This is a genomic window from Enemella evansiae, from assembly GCF_002250705.1.
In the GTDB taxonomy this organism is placed as follows: Bacteria; Actinomycetota; Actinomycetes; order Propionibacteriales; family Propionibacteriaceae; genus Enemella; species Enemella evansiae.
In genome coordinates, this window is the sequence record NZ_NMVP01000008.1 from 65,757 (window position 1) to 85,252 (window position 19,496).

Genomic DNA, 19,496 nt, shown 5'->3' on the forward strand with positions numbered 1-19,496 from the left:
CTCGCTTTCTTGCCGGACATAAAGGTGCCCGGACGCGTGGGGGAACGCGTCCGGGCGGTCTTAGGGGTTTACGTTGCTGAGACGGCGTTCTGTCGGGTCTGCTGGAAGGCGTCCCAGGCGGCGTAGCTGCCGTCGAGTTCGACGACGTCGTACCCGGCCCGCCGCAGGGCGCTGGCCGCTACGGAGTTCCGCACGCCGGACTGGCAATAGGTCACGATGGTGCCCTCGGCGGGAAGCTTGTCCAGGTGCCACATGACACGGCCACCGCTGAGCTGGTACGAGCCGGGGATGTTCCCGGCGATGTGTTCGCTGCGGTTGCGAACGTCCACGACCATAGCGGCGTCAAAACCCTGCAGCTCTTCTGGCTGGATCAGCTTCGGCGTAGTCATGGGGAGCCCTTCGATGCTGGTGACGTAACCAGCGACGTTATCGATGCCGACCCGTACCAGGTGGTCCCACATGTCCATGGCCTGTTCCTGGTCTGCCGCGAGCAGTACCAGCGGGTTCTTGTCGGTCTCGGGGTTCACTACCCAGGCGCCGTAGCTGGCCACGGACTTCCCGGCCGGCACGTTCAGGGAACGGGCTACCGTGCCTTCATGGACCTCGCTGTTGGGGCGGGTATCGATGAACGTGGCTTTGTCCGCCGCCAGGTCCTTTGCGACGTCAGCGGTGTCCAGTTCCTCGAGGGGAGCGCGTTCTCCCATGACGGCGGGGCCTTCACGGTTCTCGCGCTTCATCCGGCCGAAGTAGGCGTGCGCGTCGGGCTGGCCGTCGAGGAGTTCGTCGATGAAGCCCTGCTCGTCGTTGGCGGCGAGGTAGGGGCCCCACCAGGAGTAGAGCCGCTCGTAACCCACGGTGGAGGACGGGATGGCACCGAGGGCCTTGCCGCAGGCGCTGCCGGCGCCGTGAGCCGGGTGGACCTGGACGTAGTCCGGCAGGGTCAGGAACTTGTCCCGCAGGCTGGCGAAGAGCTGCTTGGCGCCTTCGAAGCGGGTATCGATTCCGCCAGCTGCCTCGTCCAGAAGATCCGGGCGGCCGAGGTCGCCGGAGAAGACGAAGTCACCCGAGAGCAGGTAGCCGGGCTGGTCGCTGAACGCACCGTCGGTGACCAGGAAAGACAGGTGCTCGGGGGTGTGGCCCGGGGTGTGCACGGCTTGGATGGTGATGTTGCCGATGGTGATCTTGTCGCCGTCGTAGAGGCGTTCGCCGTCGAATTCGTACTGCCAGTCCGGTCCGCCCTCACCGGAGACGTAGATCTTCGCGCCGGTGGCGGCGGCCAGCTCGCGGGTGCCGGAGAGGTAGTCGGCGTGGATGTGGGTTTCGGTGACGGCGACGATCTTCATGCCGTTCTTCTCAGCCAGGTCCTGGTAGACGGCGATGTCGCGGCGGCCGTCAACGACAATGGCTGTGCCGTTGGCCTGGCAGCCGATCAGGTAGCTGGCCTGGGCGAGGTCTTCATCGTAAATGCGCTCGATAAGCATCTGGTGTTCTCCTTCATGGAGTGGGTGTCTTGGGGGATTGATTAAAGTGTAATACCCCGGGGGGGATGTCGCAATGAGGGATGTGCGCCGGGCAAACGGTACGCGTGCTAGGCCTGCTGGTGGTTTTCGGAAGGCTGGAGTTTGTTCATGTCCAGGTTTTTGACGGCCTGGATGACCTCCTCCAGGCCGGTGGCGTTGAGCGCTCCGGGCTGGGAGAAAACCAGCCTTTTGTCCTTGAAGGCCATGAGGGTGGGGATGGAGGTGATGTTCGCTGCGGCGGAAAGGGCCTGTTCGGCTTCGGTGTCCACCTTGGCGAAGGTGATGTCCGGGTGGCGCTCGGCGGCGGCACCGTAAGTGGGGGCGAACATGCGGCAGGGGCCGCACCAGGCTGCCCAGAAGTCGACGAAGACGATGTCGTTGTCCTCCAGGGTCTGGGCGAATGATTGGTCGGTGATGTCGATGGTTGCCATGATCTGTTGTGTCCTTTCGGGCGGGTGGGGTGGGTGCCCTGCAGTGGGTGCCTAGGTGGTGGGGAGTCCGGCGCGGGTCCAGGCAGCCATGCCGCCGGCCATGGTGTCCGCGGTGTAGCCGGCGCCGTTGAGGGCGTCGGCGACGGCGGCGCTGCGGTTGCCGCTGCGGCAGACCGCGATGACGGGCACGGCCGGGTCCAGTTCGCCCAGGCGGGCCTGCAGCTGGCCCATGGGGATGTGCAGGGCGCCGGGGATCATGCCTTCGGCGACTTCGAAGTCCTCGCGGACGTCGAGGATCCGGGCGGTGGAGCGGCGCTGTTCGGCTTCGGTGATGGTGATTTCAGCCATGGTGTTTCTCCTTCGAACTGGTGTCGGGCTGTTGCGGATGCGGAGCGGTTGTTCAGCGGACGGGTTCGCCGGCCTGGCGCCAGGCGGCCATGCCGCCGCGCACCGAGTAGGCGTCGTACCCCATGGCGGCGAGGAGCCGGGCTGCCGAGGCGGACCGGACGCCGGAGGCGCAGACGGTTATCACGGGACGGGTTTTTTGGATGCCGGCGGTGCTGGACTGCAGCCGGTCCAAGGGGACATGCTTGGCCTGAGGCGCCCGGCCGGTCCGCCATTCCTGGGCTGACCTGACGTCGATGAGCGTGGCCCCGGAGCCCAGGAGGTCCTTGGCCTGGGCTACGGAGATGGTCTTGTAGGGCTTGCTGAAGGCCTTCTTGAGGGCGTCGATCAGTCCCATGGTGTTCTCCTCTATGGATGGGTCAGGCGGTGATGGTGCCGGCGGTGACCCACGCCGCGACGGCGAAGATGAGTACCGCGAATGAGATGCGGATGTGTTTGTCCTTCAGGTGGCGGGCAAACCGTGCGGCGAGGACGGATCCCAGGATGGCCGGGATGGCGAATGCCAGGGTGGTGGCCCAGTCGATGGTGTATCCGGCAGCGTGGGCGCCGAACCCTGCGGCGGAATTGACCACGATGATCGCCAAAGAGGTTCCAACGGCCTGCTTCATGCGCAGGCCCAGGAAGATGGTCAGTGCGGGGGTGATGAGGAAGCCGCCGCCTACTCCGAGGAGCCCGGTGAGGAACCCGACGAGCAGGCCCACCCCCACGGCCTTCGGGGCGCAGGACCGGAATGCACGGTTCGGTCCGGTGCTGCAGGAACCTTCGGTTTCGCGGGGCTTGCTGAGCATCCGGATGCCCGCGGCCACCATGATCACGGCGAAAGCCAGCATCAGGATGTTCGGGTCCAGCAGTTTGCCCACGGCCGCGCCGGCCCAGGCTGCCGGAATCCCGGCAGCCCCGACCAGTGCGATTACGGGCCAGTTCAGGCCATCGCGGACCCTGGGCAGCAGGGCGGCAAGCGAGGATACGCCCACTACCAGCAGCGACGTGGGAATCGCTTGCGCCGGGGTCATGCCCACCCCGTACACCAGGGCCGGAACGGCGATGATGGACCCGCCGCCGCCCACAACACCCAGGACAATGCCGACGACGAGCCCCAGAACCAGGGCCGGAATCATGCCGCGGCGTCCTCAGCCGTCTGCAGGGGAAGCTGCAGGATGGCGCTTTCGCGGGTGGGCTCCTTGGCGGCCTTGTTCCACGGCATGGCCGAGAGGGCCTGGCCCATGGCGCAGGTGTTGGTCGCGGCTGAGAACGTCAGGCCGGTCCCGCTGACCCCGGCAATCGTCCGGATCTTTGGAGAAACGAACTTGCCGCCGGCCAGGCCCAGGACCACGAGGGACCCGGCCACAAGACGGACCTGCCGCTCAAGGTCCCAGCGGTCCTTACCCTTTACGACGTCCCCGCCGGCGGCGGCGAAGCCGGGTGCGCCGCCGGTCAGTACGTAGGCGGTGTCGATTCCGGCCTTGGCAAGGCGCTGGCGGGCTTGCTCGGCGCGCACGCCGGACTGGCAGACCAGGACCACGCGGGAGCCCAGGCGGGCGGCGAGCTCGTCGGTGTGCTCGGACAAAAGCGGCAGGGGCACATTGTAGGAGCCGCGGATGTGCATGGACTCGAATTCTGCGGCTGAGCGGACGTCGATGACCACGAGGTCCTGGTGCTCTTTGAACCAGGACTGCAGGGTTTCAGGGGCGAGTGCGGTCACGGCCGGGGCTGTGGAAGGGGAAGTCATGTTGGCCTCTCGGAAGGGGTCGGGTGGATACCCCACCGAGTATTGCAGATACCCCTGGGGGTAGTTAAAACACCCTGGGGGGTATAGAATTGATGCAAGCCCCCGATATTGGAGAAACCGTGGAACTCAATCCCTCAGAACTGACCCCTGTCATCAACCGGCTGAAGCGCGCCCAAGGCCAGCTGTCCGCAGTCACCCGCATGCTTGAAGAAGGCAGGGACTGCAAGGATGTCGTCACCCAGCTCGCCGCCGTATCGAAGGCGCTGGACCGGGCCGGGTTCGCCATCATCGCCACCGGCCTTGAGCAGTGCATCGTCCAGAAGGACGCAACGATGGACAAGAAAGACCTGGAAAAGCTCTTCCTCTCCCTCGCCTAATAAGACCAGCTATCGAGCAGCCCAAGGAGACCCATGACGTACACACTCGCTACCACCGTCGCCCTTCCGTGGGCTGAAGCCCTGGACCGCACCCGGGAAGCCCTGTCAGCCCAGGGTTTCGGGATCCTCACGGAAATCGACGTCCGCTCCACCTTCGAGACCAAGCTTGGTGCTGAAGCGGCGGACGCTGTCGGTGACTACGTCATCCTCGGCGCCTGCAACCCGGCCTTGGCCAGCCGCGCCCTCGCCGCCGAACCGGAAATCGGTGCTCTGCTGCCGTGCAATGTCGTGGTGCGCCGGAACAAGGATGCAGAGATGACCACGGTGGAAGCCATCGACCCCCAGACCATGGTCCAGCTCAGCGCCGCACCGGCCGTCAAGGAGATCGCCGACGACGCCGGTACCCGTCTCGGGAGGGCCCTCGCCGACCTGGGCGAAGCGGCGACGTAGAGTGTCCGCGCAAACAACGGTTCCAGAGACTGAGCAGGCCGCACCCGGCCTGCTTATCCACTCAGCCGGCCCGCTCGAAAAGGATGCCCTGACCGGCATCCTGCGCAGCGCCGCCAACGCCCGCGCCGCGCTGGGTCAGGCATCTGGCATTGAAGTGGTCGTCCAAGGGCCCGGCGTCACACTCCTCGCCACAAACTCACCCGCCACCGAAGCCATCGCAAACGCCGGGCAACTCCACGTGGATATCCTCGCCTGCGGCAACAGCATGCGCTCAGCCGGCATGGAAGACAAAGACCTCGCGCCCGGCGTTGGCACGGTGCCGGCAGCCATCGCCCACCTGGCCCGGCGTCAATGGGACGGCTGGGCCTACGCCAGGCTGTAGAGCCGCCCCTGATGATGTGGACCCACCCTGGTGCAGGTGCTCCCATAGGTGTCTCGGAAATCAAAAGCTTTTCAAGACACTGTTCCGGACCTGAGGAGGGGTTGGCGGCCGGCTGAGAAAGCCGGGCACCTCCTTGTCTTGCAAACACGTCTCACAGTAAATCGTCTCAGTGGGGGCCCGTAAGGGACTTTTTGAGCCAGAATGGCCTAATGAGGCAATTGGGCTACACGCGGGTGAGTACTTCGAACCAGGATGCCCAGCTGCAGCTCGACGCACTCGTCTCCGCCGGCGTGCAAAAGCGCGACGTCTTCGCCGACGTAACCTCGGGAAGCAAGACGGCGATCGAACGGCCCGGGATGAAGAGGCTCCTCGAGTACGCCGAGGAGGGCGACACCGTCGTTGTGTGGCGGGTCGATCGGCTGGGCCGGTCACTGATCGACGTGTTGAACACCGTGAACCTGCTGCGCGAACGCGGCGTCCAGGTCCGATCCATCTCAGACGGTATCGACCCGGCGACCTCGACGGGCCGGTTGATGCTGAACATGCTTGCCACGTTGGCCGAGTATGAGCGCGAGCTGATCGTCGAGCGGGTTAATGCCGGCATCGCCGCTGCCAGGCAGAACGGAACGCGATTTGGCCGGCCACTGACGGATCCAATTGTCATTGCGGACAAGCTCGCGATCGCGCAGGACGCCCGGGCGAAGGGACGCACCGCGGAAGACGCCGCCCGTCTCGTTGGATGGAGCCGTGCGACTCTTTACCGCCACCAGCAAGCCCTCGCCGCCCGCGAGAGCACCAGAACGTAGGTAATCCTGAACGGCGATGAGCGCTGGAAAGTCCTTCGACTTCACGTCGAGGACCAGATCCCGCTTGCCGCCCTCGCCCGTGAAACCGGGATCAGCACCCGCACTCTTCAACGTTGGCTTCGGTTCTACCGGGCTGGTGGTGCGAGTGCTCTCGACTTGGGACCGCGCGCCGATGCCGGCACGCGGCGCATAGACCCCGGATTGGTTAGGTTTATCGAGGGACTTGCACTGACGAAGCCCCGCCCGAGCATGGCAACGCTGCACCGACTTGCGGCGGCCGAAGCGGGCGGACGAGGCGCCCAGGCGCCGAGTTACTCCGTTGTCCGCGGAATCGTCCAGGCACTGGACCCCGCCCTGGTGACTCTGGCTCTCGAAGGTCCCGCATCGTATAGGGACCGACATGAACTTGTCCTTCGCCGCCGCGCCGAGCGCCCAAACCAGATCTGGCAAGCGGACCACACCCAACTGGATATCCTCATCAACGGCGCCAACGGGAAACCTGATCGGCCCTGGCTGACGACAGTGATGGACGATTACTCCCGGGCGCTCTGTGGCTACACCGTCTTCACAGGTGCACCATCAGCGCTCAACACAGCCCTTGCCCTCCGGCAGGCCATTTGGCGCAAGAGTGATCCCAGCTGGGCAATGTGCGGACTGCCCGACATCCTGCACGTGGACCACGGCTCCGACTTCACGAGCCACCACCTTGAACACACTGCCATCGAGCTGCACATCCGCATCATCCACTCGACCATCGCCCGGCCGCAGGGCCGGGGAAAAATCGAGCGGTTCTTCGGGACCATTAACACCGAAGTTCTTCCCACCCTCCCCGGACATCTGGGGCCGGGGAGCAGAAAACCACAGCCCGCACTCGATCTCCCCGGACTCGATCGCGCCATCGGAGGCTTCGTCGCCGTCTACAACGACCGGCCCCACAGTGAGATCGGTACCTCACCACGGGATGCTTGGGTCGGCGACGGCTGGCTGCCCAGGATGCCGGAAAGTCTGGAAAACCTCGACGGACTCCTCCTGACAGTTCCGAAGAGCCGGACCGTGCAACGCGACGGCATCCACTTTCAAGGCCAGCGCTACCTCTCACCCACGCTGGCGCCCTTCGTAGGGCAAACCGTCACCATCCGCTACGACCCTCGGGACATCTCCGAAATCCGCGTCTACGACCACAACACCTTCGTTTGCGTCGCAGTCGATGAAGACCACCCCAACCTTCGTCTAAGTCTGCGGGACATCGAGGCTGCACGCAGAGCGCGCCGCAGAGAACTGCGCCGCACCATCAACGACCGCATTCCAACAATCACCAGCCGTGAAGAACCGCACATCACTGAACCAGTACGGCGGCGGCGCCGACTTCGCACCTACGAAGAGGACTAATGATGAACCCCACCTTCATCGTCACCAAGGAACACCGACGCTTCAACGAGTTCGCCAACGCAGTCCGAAAAGAACGAACAATAGGGATCTGCCACGGGGACGCCGGAGTGGGTAAAACACTCTCCGCGCGCCGCTACGCAAACTGGGATGACCTTGAGCCCTACATCACCGAGTGGGGACCACGCGGCGACCAGGACGAGAAGCACTACGCATTCGCTAACCGCTCCCGGGCCGTCTTCTACACCCCGGACGTTCTCTGCCGTCCCAAGACCCTCATGGAGGACATACACCGGTACCAGGTGAGAATCGGCTCGTGCATTGACGAACACCTGCACAAACTCGATGCCGCACCACGCTCAATGAACAGAGTCACCACACTCGTGGAGCTGCTCATCATCGATGAAGCCGAACGGCTCAACGCGACAGCCCTTGAACTCCTCCGTGATAACCACGACCGAACCCACCTGCCCATGATCCTCATCGGCATGCCCGGCATAGACCAACGATTCCGGCACTACCCCCCGCTATACAGCAGGCTCGGCTTCTCCCACCGATACCGCGCCCTTGGCAGAGACGAGCTCCTCTTTGTTCTGGACCGACATTGGAAACGGCTCGGCCGGACCCTCGACCCGGATGACTTCACCGATGCCCAGGCAATTGCCGCAGTAGAGCGCATCACCCGAGGCAACTTCCGTCTCCTCGAACGGCTATTCCCCCAGATCACCCGCGTCCTCAAGATCAACCAGCTCGAAACCATCACCGACGACGTCGTGGAAGCAGCAGCAAGCATCCTCGTTATCGGGAACTAGCGACATAGAGCGAAAACAGAACGCCGCCACCTAACGGACAAGTCCACACCGCTCGCCCCGGTGATCCCGCTGCGGCCGCACGCCGAGCGGGCCGCGAACCGGAAGACCGAGCAGCCGGCCACCGGGCCGGACACCGAGACGGTCCGCCGGCTGGAGCGGGAGCTGGGTGGTGCCGAGGTACGCCTCAGCGATGCCCGGCAGGCGGCCGAGCGGGCCGAACAGGCCCGGGATGAGGCGTACGCCGAAGCGGAGCAGGCCGAGAACCGGGCGCGCGAACTGGCCGCGGCGATCGACGCGCTGCGCACGCAGCTCAGCGCGGCCGAGGCCGAGGCCGCCGCGCTCGCACAGCAGCGGAAACGGCTCGCCGCCTCGGCCGCGGAGACGACCGAGGCGGCGAACCGTGCCGCCGACGAGATCACCGAGCGGCAGCGTGCGGTGGACGAGCTGCAGGCGCTGCTCGACGAGCTCTAGACCAGCACCGCCCAGAGCGCGATCGGGGCGAAGATCACCACCAGGGCGGCGTATCCCAGCAGCTGGCGGTAGAGCTTCTGCCGCAGCGCGGTGTCGGCGGAGGCGATGATCAGGGCGCCGTTGGTGGAGAACGGGCTGACATCGACCACGGTCGCCGATACCGACAGCGCGGAGATCATCCCCATGCTGCTCACCCCGCCGGTGGCCAGCAGCGGTGCGGCCAGCGGGACCAGGGCGGTGAGCAGTGCGGTCGAGGAGGCGAACGCGGAGGTGATGGCCATCACCGCGCACAGCAGCAGCGCGACCAGCGCCGGGCTGCCCACGCTCAGCGCCGCATTCGACAGCTGACCGATGATCCCCTCGGACTCCAGCAGCGCGATGTAGGTCATCATCCCGGCCACCAGCAGCACCGTCGACCAGCTGATGTCGGCGATGCAGGCGCGCTGGTTGGAGAGGTCGAAGCCACCCAGCAGGGCGCCGGCGGCCAGCGCGACGAAACCGATCGGGGCGTTCAGCGCCACCACCGAGACGACCATCACCGCCAGCACCAGCAGCGTGAACTTCTGGATCCGGTTGGCCCGCGGCGCGACCGCGGGGGCGTCGTCGGTGTGGGCGTTGCCGGAGTCGGCCGGGCCCTCCAGGGTGGCCACCGAACCGGCGCGGGACGACCCGCCCGTGGTGGCGGTCGCCGGGGTGCGGGTGGAGACCTGCTCGACCACCCGCCGGCGGCGTACCAGCAGATCGACCAGCACGACGATCATCGAGATCACCAGGTTCGCGACGAACGAGGCGGCGAACAGGAAGAGCGCGCTGAACTGCAGGCCCTGTTTGACGGCCAGGTTGCCGACCAGCACCCCCGACACCGACAGCGGTGAGAAGCCGCCGGCGTGTGCACCGTTGATGATCAGTACGCCCATCACCAGCGGGTTGATCCCGGCCCGGCGGGCCGCCGGCATCGCGGCCGGAGCCAGCAGGGCGACCGCGGCGGGGGAGAAGGTGCCGATCGAGGTGAGCCCGGCGGCGGTGAGGAAGAACGCCCAGGGCAGCAGCGCCGTCCGGTGCCCGAACCAGCTCAGCAGCCGGGCGACGATCACCTCGACCGTGCCGTTGCGTCTGGCCACCGCGAAGAAGTAGGTGACCCCGACGATGGTCAGCACGATGCTTGCCGGGAAGTGTTCCAGGATCTGTTTCTCGGACTGTTGCAGCACCAGGGTGCCGACGCCGAAGGCGCCGATGAAGCCGAGGATGCCGATGTTGATCTCGAAGATCGTCGCGATCACGAAGATCGCCACCAGCACCGCGAGCGCGATGATCACAGCAGACGTCATTGTCTTCTCCTAAAGCTCTGCTTCGAAATCTACGTGAGTCGGTCAGGCCGCGAGTACGCCGTCACGGAGCGGGATCTTCGCTTCGGCGAGCACCCGGGCGGCCCGGTCGAGGGTCACCTCGAGGTGCCCGTCCAGCCGGCTGAGCCGGCAGCTCAGCACCCCGGAGAGGGTGCCGATCCGCAGCGGGGCGTCGGTCTCCGGGTCGAGCCAGGTGTCGAGGATCGAGCCGGGGGTGCGGGCCAGGAAGGCGAGTGCGACCGCGGAGGTGAGGCCGATCGAGGGGTGCGGTGCGGTCATCGACAGCATCCGCACCGAGAGGTCGTAGTCACCCGGGCCGAGTTCCTCGCCGAGCAGCGTGCGGTAGGCCACCGGCGGCCCGGCCAGCCCGATCTTGGGCACCGAATCGCGGATCGGGTCCCCCTCGCGGGCCAGCCCCATCGCCAGCGCGGCCCGGCGGCGCAGCTGCCGCAGGGTCGGTACCGCGGCGGTGAGCTCGGCGACCCCGGCGGCGGCCGGCAGTCCGAGTGCCGCGGCGGGGACCAGGGCGACCGGGGCGCCCGCGTCGATCAGGCTGGCCGGGACGCCGGCCAGTTCGGTGCGCGCCGACCCGGTGGGCAGCAGCGCCCCGGTGGTGCCGCCCTGCGGGTCGACGAAGCTCAGCCGCACGTCGATGCCGGTGCCGCGCACGCCGGGCACGATCGCCCGCCCGGTGGTGAAGTCGGCGTCGGCCTGGCCGACCTCGGCGTGGAACATGGTGCCGGTGTTGACGTTGCGGATCGTCATCGTGCTAGCCCCACCGGTCGTGGTGACCAGTCCGTGGGCCAGCGCCCAGAGCGCGACGCCGCTGGCGCAGTTGCCGCAGTTGCTCTGCCACTCGACGGTGCCGGTACCGACGCCGACCTGGGCGAAGAGGTAGTCCAGCTGACCCTCGACGGTCGCGCTCGGCCCGACGATCGCCGCCTTGGAGGTCACCGGCGTACCACCGCCGACACCGTCCAGCTGGGCCGGGTCGCGGCCGCCGAACATCTCCACCAGCAGGCGTCCCAGCACGTCCCGGTCGGACGGCAGTTCCCGGGCGTCCAGCACCCAGCACTTGCTGGTGCCACCGCGCATCAGGGTCGCGTTCACGAACATCTCTGGTCTCCTCGGTTCTCCGGTCAGGCGGGGTACGCCGTGGCCTCATCAAGAACGGTAGGAAGATCCCGGGTTGAGCACAATTTAAGTTTGCTTCGATTGGCTTTAGGATGAGTGAAGGCGTGGCTTCGACTCGCTGCGCTCGCTCAGCCGACGTGGAAGGGGAGCATCGGATGGACGTGGTCTCGCTGTTGCTGTTGCTGGACATCGCCGAGACCGGTTCGATCACCGCGGGTGCGGAGCGGTCGGCGATCACCGTCTCGGCGGCCTCCCAGCGGGTCTCCCGGCTGGAGCGCCAGGCGGGGCAGCCATTGCTGGTCCGGTTGCCGCGTGGGGTGAAGCTGACCGAAGCCGGTGAGCTGCTGGTGGCCCGGGCCGCGGCGGTACGCCGGGAGCTGCGGGAGGCGGATGCCGAGCTGGCCGCGCTGCGCTCGCTGGAGACCGGCACGGTCCGGCTCGGTTCCTTCCCGACCGCCAGCGCCTCGCTGCTGTCCGATGCGCTGGTCACGCTGCGCCGGGAGCGCCCGGGGATCACCGTGCAGGTGCGCTCCGCGCTGCGTACCGAACTGCTCAGCATGCTGCGCTCGGGTGAGCTCGATCTGGCCCTGATGTGGAGCTACGAATGGACCGACGCGGCCGACTGGGTGGTGCCGGTGCGTCGGCTGATGACCGACAACACGGTGCTGCTGGTCCCGGACAGCTGGCACCGCAGCCGGTTCCGGCTGGCCGAACTGGCCGATCAGCACTGGATCGTCCGCGGTGATGACCACCCGTCGGTGGAGGCCCTGCTGCGCAGCTGCCAGCGGGCCGGGTTCACCCCCGAGATCGCCTATCGGGCGCACGACTACCAGGAGGTGGCGGCGATGGTGGCCGCCGGGATCGGGATCGCGATGACGCCCAGTCTGGCGGTGGAGCGGGTCGCCCATGACCTGCGTACCCTGCCGCTGCCGGCCGCCGATCAGGTCCCGGCCCGCAGCATCGAGCTGCTGGCGCCGAGCCGGCGGGAACTGGCACCGGCCGCGGCCCTGCTGGCCGAGCATCTGGCGCGCGCCGCCGATGCACGCCACCAGCGCTGACGGTGAGTCGGTTCAGCAGCGATAACTGGTGACGATCTTCGCCGCCGCTGGTGCCTCGGCCTGCGGGGCGGGCACCCGTTCGAAGGCGCTCGGTGTCCGGAATTGCTGCCAGCGTTCAAAAGGAGCGACGATCAGCCCGACCGGGCCGACGATGTTCTCCTCCGGCACGAAGGCATCCTCACCGGGCGGCCCGCCGGAGGCCGCCGGGTCCTGGAGATGGCAGCGGGAGTCGGCGGAGGCGTTGCGGTGGTCACCGAGCACGAACACCCGCCCGCGCGGCACGACCACCTCGAAGGGCTGCTCGGAGGGCAGCACCCGACCGTTGTTGTCGCTGTAGAGGTAGTCCTCCTCGAGCGGCTGGTCGTTGACACTCACCCGGCCCTGGGCGTCGCAGCACTTCACCTTGTCCCCGGGCGTACCGATCACCCGCTTGGTCAGGAAGTCGTCGCTGGAGTTGGGCAGTACGCCGATGAACTCCAGTCCGCGACCGAGCAGGTCGGTGCGCTGGGACCGCTGACCGGGCACCCATTCGCCGGGGTCGCGGAAGACGATCACATCACCGCGCTTGAAACCGGTGAGCTTCTGGGCGACCACCTTGTCGTTCACCTGCATGGTGTTCTCCATCGACCCCGAGGGGATGGTGAACGGTTCGAACACGAATGCCCGCAGCAGTGCCGAGACCAGCATCGCGCCGATCAGCACGATGGCGATCTCCTTGATCACCGTCAGCAGCCGGCGCGCCGGCGACCGGTATTGCTCCTCCGTCACCGATGTGACCGATCAGCCCTCGTGGTGATGGGTCGACTCGTTCAGCGCACCCTCCGGGCTGGCGGCGTAGGGCTTGCGGTAGGCGAGCGTGGCCAGCGCGACCGCGGCGACCAGGAACGCCACGCCGATGGCGATGTGCACGGTCCGCATGCCCATCTCGCCGAGGCCGAACTGCAGCACCGCGAGCACCGCGACGGTCAGCGCGTGCATCATCATCCCGGTGTTGCCACCGCGGCGGGACCAGAGCCCGGCCGCGACACCGGCGACCACCGCGGCGGCCATCGTCAGGTAGGCGATCCCGGAGTGGGCCGAGAGGATCCCGCGGGTGCCCATCACCATCGCCAGGCCCAGGCCGGCCTGGGCCAGCGCGCCGAGCGCGGTCACGGCCGCGGAGATCCGCAGCACGGTCAGGGAGGCGGGATTCGGTCGGTCGTCTGCAGCGCTCACGTGGGCCAGCGTACCGGCCCCGGCTGTGCGGCCCGCGGAGGCCGGATCGGCGCGGTTTCGCTGCGGGCGAACGGGGCGAAAAGACCGGAATACCGCGGCCCGCGCACCGGTTGTTGAGTCTGTTGGGCTCAACCCTCGGTCATCAGGTTCGTGAAACACCTTGGTGCGAAGCGGGTAATGACTAGAGTTGAGGAACAGGTGCGGGGCACAGCCTCCCCTGACACACAAGCCGAGGAGTACTAAATGTTCGAGCGGTTCACCGACCGGGCGCGACGGGTGGTCGTTCTGGCCCAGGACGAGGCCCGGATGCTCAACCACAACTACATCGGCACCGAGCACATCCTGCTGGGCCTGATCCACGAGGGCGAGGGTGTTGCCGCCAAGGCCCTGGAGTCGCTGGGGATCTCGCTGGAGGCCGTGCGCGAGAAGGTCGAGGAGATCATCGGCCACGGTCAGCAGTCGCCGACCGGCCACATCCCGTTCACCCCGCGGGCCAAGAAGGTGCTGGAGCTCTCGCTGCGCGAGGCGCTGCAGCTCAACCATTCCTACATCGGCACCGAGCACATCCTGCTCGGCCTGATCCGCGAGGGCGAGGGCGTCGCCGCGCAGGTGCTGGTCAAGCTCGGCGCCGACCTGAACCGGGTCCGCAACCAGGTGCTGCAGCTGCTGTCCGGCTTCCAGGGCAACAAGGGCGGCGGCGAGCCGGCGGGTGTCGGTGCCACCGCCGAGACCGGTCAGGGCGGCCCGGCCAGTTCCACCGTGCTGGACCAGTTCGGTCGCAACCTGACCCAGGCCGCGCGGGAGAACAAGCTCGACCCGGTGATCGGCCGGGAGCCGGAGATCGAGCGCGTGATGACCGTGCTGTCCCGGCGTACCAAGAACAACCCGGTGCTGATCGGCGAACCGGGCGTCGGCAAGACCGCCGTCGTCGAGGGGCTGTCCCAGGCCGTCGTCCGTGGCGATGTCCCCGAAACCCTGCGGGACAAGCAGATCTACACCCTGGACCTGGGTGCGCTGGTCGCCGGTTCGCGGTACCGCGGTGACTTCGAGGAGCGCCTGAAGAAGGTGCTCAAGGAGATCAAGACCCGCGGCGACATCATCTTGTTCATCGACGAGATCCACACCCTGGTGGGTGCGGGTGCCGCCGAGGGCGCGATCGATGCCGCCAGCATCCTGAAGCCGATGCTGGCCCGCGGCGAGCTGCAGACCATCGGCGCCACCACCCTCGATGAGTACCGCAAGCACATCGAGAAGGACGCCGCGCTGGAGCGCCGCTTCCAGCCGATCCAGGTCAGCGAGCCGTCGATCGCGCACACCATCGACATCCTGCGCGGGCTCCGCGACCGCTACGAGGCGCACCACCGGATCACCATCATCGACGACGCGCTGACCGCGGCGGCCCAGCTGGCCGACCGCTACATCCAGGACCGCTTCCTGCCGGACAAGGCGATCGACCTGATCGACGAGGCCGGTGCCCGGTTGCGGATCCGCCGGATGACCGCTCCGCCGGACCTGCGCGAGTTCGACGAGAAGATTGCCGCCGTCCGGCTGGAGAAGGAAGCCGCGATCGACGCCCAGGACTTCGAGCGGGCCGCCGGTCTGCGCGATGACGAGAAGAAGCTGCTCGGCCAGCGCGCGGAGAAGGAGGAGCAGTGGAAGAAGGGCGACGACTCCACCGTCGCCGAGGTCGATGAGGAGACCATTGCCGAGGTGCTCAGCTCGGCCACCGGCATCCCGGTGTTCAAGCTGACCGAGGAAGAGTCCAGCCGGCTGCTCAAGATGGAGGAGGAGATCGGCAAGCGCTACATCGGCCAGGACGACGCCGTGCGGGCGCTGTCCCGCTCGATCCGGCGCACCCGGGCCGGGCTGAAGGACCCGAAGCGGCCCAGCGGCTCGTTCATCTTCGCCGGCCCCTCCGGTGTCGGCAAGACCGAGCTGACCAAGGCGCTCACCGAGTTCCTGTTCGGCGACGAGGATGCGCTGATCACCCTCGACATGTCGGAGTACAGCGAGAAGCACACCGCCTCGCGGATGTTCGGCTCGCCCCCCGGCTACGTCGGTTACGAGGAGGGCGGCCAGCTGACCGAGAAGGTGCGGCGCAAGCCGTTCTCGGTGATCCTCTTCGACGAGATCGAGAAGGCGCACCCGGACATCTTCAACTCGCTGCTGCAGATCCTCGACGAGGGTCGACTGACCGACGCGCAGGGCCGCGTGGTGGACTTCAAGAACACCGTCATCGTGATGACCACCAACCTCGGCACCCGCGACATCAACAAGTCGGTGAACCTCGGCTTCTCCCAGGCCGGTGACACCGAGGGCAGCTACGAGAAGATGAAGGCCAAGGTCGCCGATGAGCTGAAGACCCACTTCCGTCCCGAGTTCTTGAACCGGGTCGACGAGATCGTGGTCTTCCACCAGCTCACCCAGGCCGACATCGAGCGCATCGTCGACCTGATGGTGGCCCAGATCGAGGAGCGGCTGACCGATCGGGACATGGGCATCGAGCTCACCCAGGAGGCCAAGCAGCTGGTCGCCAAGCGGGGTTACGATCCGGTGCTCGGCGCCCGTCCGCTGCGGCGTGCGCTGCAGCGCGACATCGAGGACGTGCTCGCCGAGAAGATCCTCTTCGGCGAGGTGAACTCGGGCGAGATCGTGCTGGTGGACGTCAACTCCGGTGACGACTCGGAGGAGAACCCGTTCACCTTCACCGGCTCGAAGAAGGGCTCCGCACCGAACAAGGTGCCGGCCGAGTTCGCCACCGGTGACGGTGGCGGCGAGGGCGAGTCCTCGGCCAGCTGATCGGTGACCGATCCGGTACGCCGAGCGCCCCCGTCTCCTGCGTGGAGACGGGGGCGTTCTGCGTTGCCCGCCCGGCTAGGGTGATTCGGTGAGTGTGACCGCCCCGCAGACCTTCCAGTCGCCCGCCCGGCGGCTGCTCGGTCGGCTGCTCGCGCTGGTCGCGATCGGCCTTGGCGTGGTCGCCCTGGTGCTGTCGGCGCAGAACCTCTACTTCCACTCCACCACCCAGGCCGTGGCCGGTGAGGTGGTCGCGGTGCAGCCGGTGATCGGCGCCGACGGGCGCCCGCAGCCGGGGAACTGGCAGATCACCGTCGAGTTCGCCGACAGCAACGGCCAGTACCGCCGCTTCGACCAGACCTGGAGCGGCACCGAGGCACCCCAGAAGGGTGATCAGGAGCGGGTCTGGTTCTCCACCGCCCGCCCGGCCGATGCCCGGGTCGCCGACTGGATGCAGCTGTGGTGGCAGGCGGTGCTGTTCGCCGCCGGTGCGCTGATCGCCGGCATCGCAGCCGAGGAGCTGGGCCGGCGCCGGCCGCGCCGCGGCAGGGGGCTCGGGTGATGAACCCGGTCGCCTCCGGATCGCGGCCCGCGATCCCGCCCTGGTTGCTGGTGCTCGGCTCGATCGCCTCGGTCCAGGTCGGAGCCGCGATCGCCAAGGGCCTCTTCGGCACGGTCAGCCCGAGCACCATGGTGTGGTTGCGGCTGGCCACCTCGACGCTGGTGCTGCTGATCATCGCCCGGCCGCGGCTGCGGGGGCGTACCGGTCGGGAATGGCTGGTGGTGATCGGCTTCGGCACCGTGCTCGGGTTGATGAACTGGGCGATCTACCAGAGTTTCGCGCGGATCCCGCTCGGGCTGGCGGTGACCATCGAGTTCCTGGGGCCGCTGTCGGTGGCGCTGTTCGGATCGCGGCGGGTCAAGGATCTGATCTGGGTCGGGTTGGCCGCGGTCGGGGTGGTGCTGCTCGGCCTCGGCCCGGCCGAACTGGACTGGATCGGGGTCGGCCTGGCGGCACTCGCCGGCGCCGCCTGGGCCGGTTACATCCTGCTCGCCGCGCGGACCGGGCAGAGCTGGCAGGGGGTGAGCGGGCTGGCGGTGGCCAGCACGGTCGCGGTCACCCTGGCCACCATCCCGATGCTGATCGACGGCGGCGTCGCCGATCTCGGCAATGCCCATGTGTGGCTGCTCGGCGCCGCTGTCGGGCTGCTCAGTTCGGTGGTGCCGTACAGCCTCGAGCTGCACGCGCTGCGCACCATGCCGGCGCGTACCTTCGGGATCCTGATGAGCCTGGAACCGGCCGCCGCCGCACTGGCAGCGCTGGTGCTGCTCTCGGAAAGGCTTGGCTGGTTGGAATGGCTGGCGATCGGGTGTGTGGTGATCGCCTCGGTCGGCGCCACCCGATCCCGCGGTCCACGCACCGTGGACTGATCGGGGTCGGTCGGATCGCCGGGCCTAGATTGGCCGCCGTGAGCGAGCTGACGATCCGGGACGCGGTTGCCGCCGATGCCGAGGCGGTCGCCGAGATCTATGCGCCCTACACGCTGGAGACCGCGATCACCTTCGAGGACCAGCCCTGCCCGCCGGTGGAGATGGCGCAGCGGATCGCCGCCGCCCAGCAGCGGCACGCCTTCCTGGTCGCCGAACGGGACGGTGCGATCCTCGGCTACGCCTACGCCGGGGTCTACCGCGGTCGGTACGCCTGGCAGTGGTGCACCGAGGTGAGCGTCTATCTGCGCCAGGGGGTACGCCGCACCGGCGCGGGCCGCGCGCTGTACCAGGCATTGCTGGAGCGGCTGACCGAACGCGGTTACGTCGTGGCGATCGCCTCGATCACCCTGCCCAACGACGCCAGCCTCGGCCTGCACCGCGCCTTCGGTTTCACCGACATCGGCGTCACCGAGATGGCCGGCTGGAAGTTCGGCCGCTGGCACGACGTGCTCTTCTGCCAGCTGCGGCTCGTCGAGGGGTACGCCGAACCCGCAGCCCTGCGCTGAGTCAGGGCAGGGTGTACGCCCGGCCACGGCGGACCACCAGACCGTCGGCGAGCAGCGATTCGAGCGCCCGGGTGCGTTGCACCGGGTCGTCCCAGACCAGATCGAGGCGGGCCGCGGGGACCGGGTCCTCGGCATCGCGGAGCACCTCGAGCAGCCGGCCGCGGACCTGCCGATCGGTGCCGGCATAGGTCTGCCCGCGCCGCGGCGGGCCGTCGTGGGTGGGGCGACCCGCGGCGTACCAGGCACAGCGGTCCCGGATCGGGCAGTCGCCGCATTTCGGCCGGGCCGCGGTGCAGATCAGCGCACCGAGTTCCATCACCGCCGCCGACCAGCGCGCCGCATCCTCGGCCGGCCAGAGCTCGGCCGCGAGCCGCCGCTCGGCCGCGGTCGGGGTGTTCGCCGGGAACTCGACACCGCTGATCGCCCGTGCCAGCACGCGGCGCACATTGGTGTCCAGCACCACCTCGCCGCCGCCGAAGGCGAATGCCGAGACCGCCGCGGCGGTGTAGGAACCGACCCCGGGCAGGGCGAGCAGCTCGTCGTGATCGCTCGGTACCTCGCCGTCGTGGCGTTCGACTATCGCGACGGCCGCGGCATGCAGCCGCAGCGCCCGCCGCGGATAACCGAGCCGGCCCCACATCCGGACCGCCTCACCGGGCGGATCGGCGGCCAGCGCGGCGGGGGTGGGCCAGCGCGCCAGCCAGGCCCGCCACGGTTCGAGCACCCGGGAGACCGGGGTCTGCTGAAGCATGAACTCACTGACCAGCACCGGCCAGCCCGCCGCGCCGCGCCAGGGCAGATCCCGAGCGGCCTCGGCGAACCACGCCACCACTGCCTGCACCAGTTCCGCGCGCTCCTCGTCCACATCGGCGAGGATATGTCGCCAAAATGTAATTCTTGGGCGTGGCTTGCCGCGCACTGGCGGGCTGGTTACCTACTCTGCGTCCATGGGCGGACTCTTTCACCCCATCGGCCCCGAGGCCGAGGAGACCTACTGGCTGCGACGCGGCGCCGTGCTCATCGTCCTGGTTGCGGTCCTGGTGGGGGCGGGCTTCATGATCAGCAGCATCAGCCAGGCGATCTCCGGGCCGGCCCAGCCGGCCGCGGCACCGCCCGCCGATCCGGCGGCCCCGGCCCCGGCCCCGGCCGACGAGACCCCCGCGCCGACCCCGGCCCCTACA

General features: G+C 67.9%; 23 protein-coding genes and 1 pseudogene. 13 read left to right on the forward strand and 11 right to left on the reverse strand.

Annotation, left to right across the window (positions count from 1 at the left end):
* Positions 1-68: 68 nt before the first annotated feature.
* The 6 genes from BI335_RS07535 to BI335_RS07560 form a co-directional block, all read right to left on the reverse strand.
* Positions 69-1,481, reverse strand: a complete 1,413-nt coding sequence (locus BI335_RS07535; protein ID WP_094405031.1) for an MBL fold metallo-hydrolase — start codon at positions 1,479-1,481, stop codon at positions 69-71.
* A 107-nt stretch (positions 1,482-1,588) separates the two neighbouring features.
* Entirely contained in the window at positions 1,589-1,951 is a 363-nt protein-coding gene (trxA, locus tag BI335_RS07540) for a thioredoxin (protein ID WP_094405032.1), read from the reverse strand.
* Positions 1,952-2,002: 51 nt separating this feature from the next.
* Entirely contained in the window at positions 2,003-2,299 is a 297-nt protein-coding gene (locus tag BI335_RS07545) for a rhodanese-like domain-containing protein (protein WP_094405033.1), read from the reverse strand.
* A gap of 52 nt (positions 2,300-2,351) precedes the next feature.
* Positions 2,352-2,693, reverse strand: coding sequence for a rhodanese-like domain-containing protein (locus BI335_RS07550; protein WP_094405034.1), 342 nt, complete (start codon positions 2,691-2,693; stop codon positions 2,352-2,354).
* A gap of 22 nt (positions 2,694-2,715) precedes the next feature.
* Complete coding sequence (locus tag BI335_RS07555) at positions 2,716-3,474, reverse strand: sulfite exporter TauE/SafE family protein (RefSeq protein WP_094405035.1); 759 nt, start codon at positions 3,472-3,474, stop codon at positions 2,716-2,718.
* Positions 3,471-4,058: a rhodanese-like domain-containing protein gene (locus tag BI335_RS07560; protein WP_229117724.1), complete on the reverse strand. Its 588-nt coding sequence runs from the start codon at positions 4,056-4,058 to the stop codon at positions 3,471-3,473. The genes BI335_RS07555 and BI335_RS07560 overlap by 4 nt, the downstream gene beginning before the upstream one ends.
* A 146-nt stretch (positions 4,059-4,204) precedes the next feature.
* Here BI335_RS07560 and BI335_RS07565 point away from each other — a divergent pair, with 146 nt between their 5' ends.
* The 7 genes from BI335_RS07565 to BI335_RS07595 all read left to right on the forward strand — a co-directional run bounded on the left by BI335_RS07565 (position 4,205) and on the right by BI335_RS07595 (position 8,769).
* A complete protein-coding gene (locus BI335_RS07565; RefSeq protein ID WP_014920545.1) occupies positions 4,205-4,462 on the forward strand; it encodes a metal-sensitive transcriptional regulator in 258 nt (85 codons plus the stop codon).
* 33 nt (positions 4,463-4,495) lie between these two features.
* Positions 4,496-4,912, forward strand: a complete 417-nt coding sequence (locus BI335_RS07570) for a DUF302 domain-containing protein (protein WP_094405037.1) — start codon at positions 4,496-4,498, stop codon at positions 4,910-4,912.
* Between the two features lies 1 nt (position 4,913).
* Positions 4,914-5,294, forward strand: a complete 381-nt coding sequence (locus BI335_RS07575) for a DsrE family protein (RefSeq protein ID WP_229117726.1) — start codon at positions 4,914-4,916, stop codon at positions 5,292-5,294.
* A 209-nt stretch (positions 5,295-5,503) separates the two neighbouring features.
* A complete protein-coding gene (locus BI335_RS07580; protein ID WP_094405038.1) occupies positions 5,504-6,100 on the forward strand; it encodes a recombinase family protein in 597 nt (198 codons plus the stop codon).
* Between the two features lie 6 nt (positions 6,101-6,106).
* Entirely contained in the window at positions 6,107-7,489 is a 1,383-nt protein-coding gene (locus BI335_RS07585) for a Mu transposase C-terminal domain-containing protein (RefSeq protein WP_094405039.1), read from the forward strand.
* A 2-nt stretch (positions 7,490-7,491) separates the two neighbouring features.
* The gene (locus BI335_RS07590) at positions 7,492-8,298 is read left to right on the forward strand and encodes an AAA family ATPase (protein ID WP_094405050.1); all 807 of its coding nucleotides are present in this window, start codon (positions 7,492-7,494) and stop codon (positions 8,296-8,298) included.
* A 60-nt stretch (positions 8,299-8,358) separates the two neighbouring features.
* Complete coding sequence (locus BI335_RS07595; RefSeq protein ID WP_094405040.1) at positions 8,359-8,769, forward strand: hypothetical protein; 411 nt, start codon at positions 8,359-8,361, stop codon at positions 8,767-8,769.
* Here the strand turns inward: BI335_RS07595 and BI335_RS07600 are convergent.
* Entirely contained in the window at positions 8,766-10,097 is a 1,332-nt protein-coding gene (locus BI335_RS07600) for an SLC13 family permease (protein ID WP_094405041.1), read from the reverse strand. The two genes, BI335_RS07595 and BI335_RS07600, sit on opposite strands and share 4 nt — an antisense overlap.
* A gap of 42 nt (positions 10,098-10,139) precedes the next feature.
* Positions 10,140-11,231 (reverse strand): PrpF domain-containing protein, encoded by a 1,092-nt coding sequence (locus tag BI335_RS07605; protein WP_094405042.1) that lies wholly within the window; start codon positions 11,229-11,231, stop codon positions 10,140-10,142.
* A gap of 173 nt (positions 11,232-11,404) precedes the next feature.
* Between BI335_RS07605 and BI335_RS07610 the strand changes: the two genes are divergently transcribed.
* Positions 11,405-12,307, forward strand: coding sequence for a LysR family transcriptional regulator (locus BI335_RS07610; protein ID WP_094405043.1), 903 nt, complete (start codon positions 11,405-11,407; stop codon positions 12,305-12,307).
* A gap of 12 nt (positions 12,308-12,319) precedes the next feature.
* Here the strand turns inward: BI335_RS07610 and lepB are convergent, their stop codons facing one another.
* On the reverse strand, positions 12,320-13,075 hold the full coding sequence (gene lepB / locus BI335_RS07615; RefSeq protein ID WP_229117727.1) for a signal peptidase I: 756 nt from the start codon (positions 13,073-13,075) through the stop codon (positions 12,320-12,322).
* A gap of 12 nt (positions 13,076-13,087) precedes the next feature.
* On the reverse strand, positions 13,088-13,522 hold the full coding sequence (locus tag BI335_RS07620; RefSeq protein WP_094357797.1) for a hypothetical protein: 435 nt from the start codon (positions 13,520-13,522) through the stop codon (positions 13,088-13,090).
* 243 nt (positions 13,523-13,765) lie between these two features.
* Between BI335_RS07620 and BI335_RS07625 the strand changes: the two genes are divergently transcribed.
* From BI335_RS07625 to BI335_RS07640, 4 genes are all read left to right on the forward strand, one after another.
* Positions 13,766-16,321, forward strand: coding sequence for an ATP-dependent Clp protease ATP-binding subunit (locus BI335_RS07625; protein ID WP_094405044.1), 2,556 nt, complete (start codon positions 13,766-13,768; stop codon positions 16,319-16,321).
* 88 nt (positions 16,322-16,409) lie between these two features.
* Positions 16,410-16,880: a DUF3592 domain-containing protein gene (locus tag BI335_RS07630; protein WP_094405045.1), complete on the forward strand. Its 471-nt coding sequence runs from the start codon at positions 16,410-16,412 to the stop codon at positions 16,878-16,880.
* Positions 16,880-17,749 carry an EamA family transporter gene (locus tag BI335_RS07635; protein WP_094399385.1) on the forward strand — a complete coding sequence of 290 codons (870 nt, stop codon included), beginning with the start codon at positions 16,880-16,882 and terminating at the stop codon, positions 17,747-17,749. Before BI335_RS07630 ends, BI335_RS07635 begins: the two co-directional genes overlap by 1 nt.
* A 38-nt stretch (positions 17,750-17,787) precedes the next feature.
* Positions 17,788-18,315, forward strand: coding sequence for a GNAT family N-acetyltransferase (locus BI335_RS07640; protein WP_229117728.1), 528 nt, complete (start codon positions 17,788-17,790; stop codon positions 18,313-18,315).
* A 1-nt stretch (position 18,316) separates the two neighbouring features.
* Here the strand turns inward: BI335_RS07640 and BI335_RS07645 are convergent, their stop codons facing one another.
* A complete protein-coding gene (locus tag BI335_RS07645; RefSeq protein WP_229117729.1) occupies positions 18,317-19,180 on the reverse strand; it encodes an HhH-GPD family protein in 864 nt (287 codons plus the stop codon).
* 82 nt (positions 19,181-19,262) lie between these two features.
* On the opposite strand from BI335_RS07645, the pseudogene BI335_RS21355 reads away from it, so the two are divergent.
* Positions 19,263-19,496, forward strand: a pseudogene (locus BI335_RS21355) (hypothetical protein); the annotation flags it as partial.

What these genes read in the sequence shown, in the direction of transcription:
- BI335_RS07590 (WP_094405050.1), top strand. Translation starts at nt 7,492, where the DNA reads ATGAACCCCACCTTCATCGTCACCAAGGAACACCGACGCTTCAACGAG.
- BI335_RS07600 (WP_094405041.1), bottom strand. Translation starts at nt 10,097, where the DNA reads ATGACGTCTGCTGTGATCATCGCGCTCGCGGTGCTGGTGGCGATCTTC.
- BI335_RS07625 (WP_094405044.1), top strand. Translation starts at nt 13,766, where the DNA reads ATGTTCGAGCGGTTCACCGACCGGGCGCGACGGGTGGTCGTTCTGGCC.
- BI335_RS07610 (WP_094405043.1), top strand. Translation starts at nt 11,405, where the DNA reads ATGGACGTGGTCTCGCTGTTGCTGTTGCTGGACATCGCCGAGACCGGT.
- BI335_RS07535 (WP_094405031.1), bottom strand. Translation starts at nt 1,481, where the DNA reads ATGCTTATCGAGCGCATTTACGATGAAGACCTCGCCCAGGCCAGCTAC.
- BI335_RS07605 (WP_094405042.1), bottom strand. Translation starts at nt 11,231, where the DNA reads ATGTTCGTGAACGCGACCCTGATGCGCGGTGGCACCAGCAAGTGCTGG.
- BI335_RS07580 (WP_094405038.1), top strand. Translation starts at nt 5,504, where the DNA reads ATGAGGCAATTGGGCTACACGCGGGTGAGTACTTCGAACCAGGATGCC.
- BI335_RS07635 (WP_094399385.1), top strand. Translation starts at nt 16,880, where the DNA reads ATGAACCCGGTCGCCTCCGGATCGCGGCCCGCGATCCCGCCCTGGTTG.
- BI335_RS07555 (WP_094405035.1), bottom strand. Translation starts at nt 3,474, where the DNA reads ATGATTCCGGCCCTGGTTCTGGGGCTCGTCGTCGGCATTGTCCTGGGT.
- trxA (WP_094405032.1), bottom strand. Translation starts at nt 1,951, where the DNA reads ATGGCAACCATCGACATCACCGACCAATCATTCGCCCAGACCCTGGAG.
- BI335_RS07545 (WP_094405033.1), bottom strand. Translation starts at nt 2,299, where the DNA reads ATGGCTGAAATCACCATCACCGAAGCCGAACAGCGCCGCTCCACCGCC.
- BI335_RS07570 (WP_094405037.1), top strand. Translation starts at nt 4,496, where the DNA reads ATGACGTACACACTCGCTACCACCGTCGCCCTTCCGTGGGCTGAAGCC.
- BI335_RS07550 (WP_094405034.1), bottom strand. Translation starts at nt 2,693, where the DNA reads ATGGGACTGATCGACGCCCTCAAGAAGGCCTTCAGCAAGCCCTACAAG.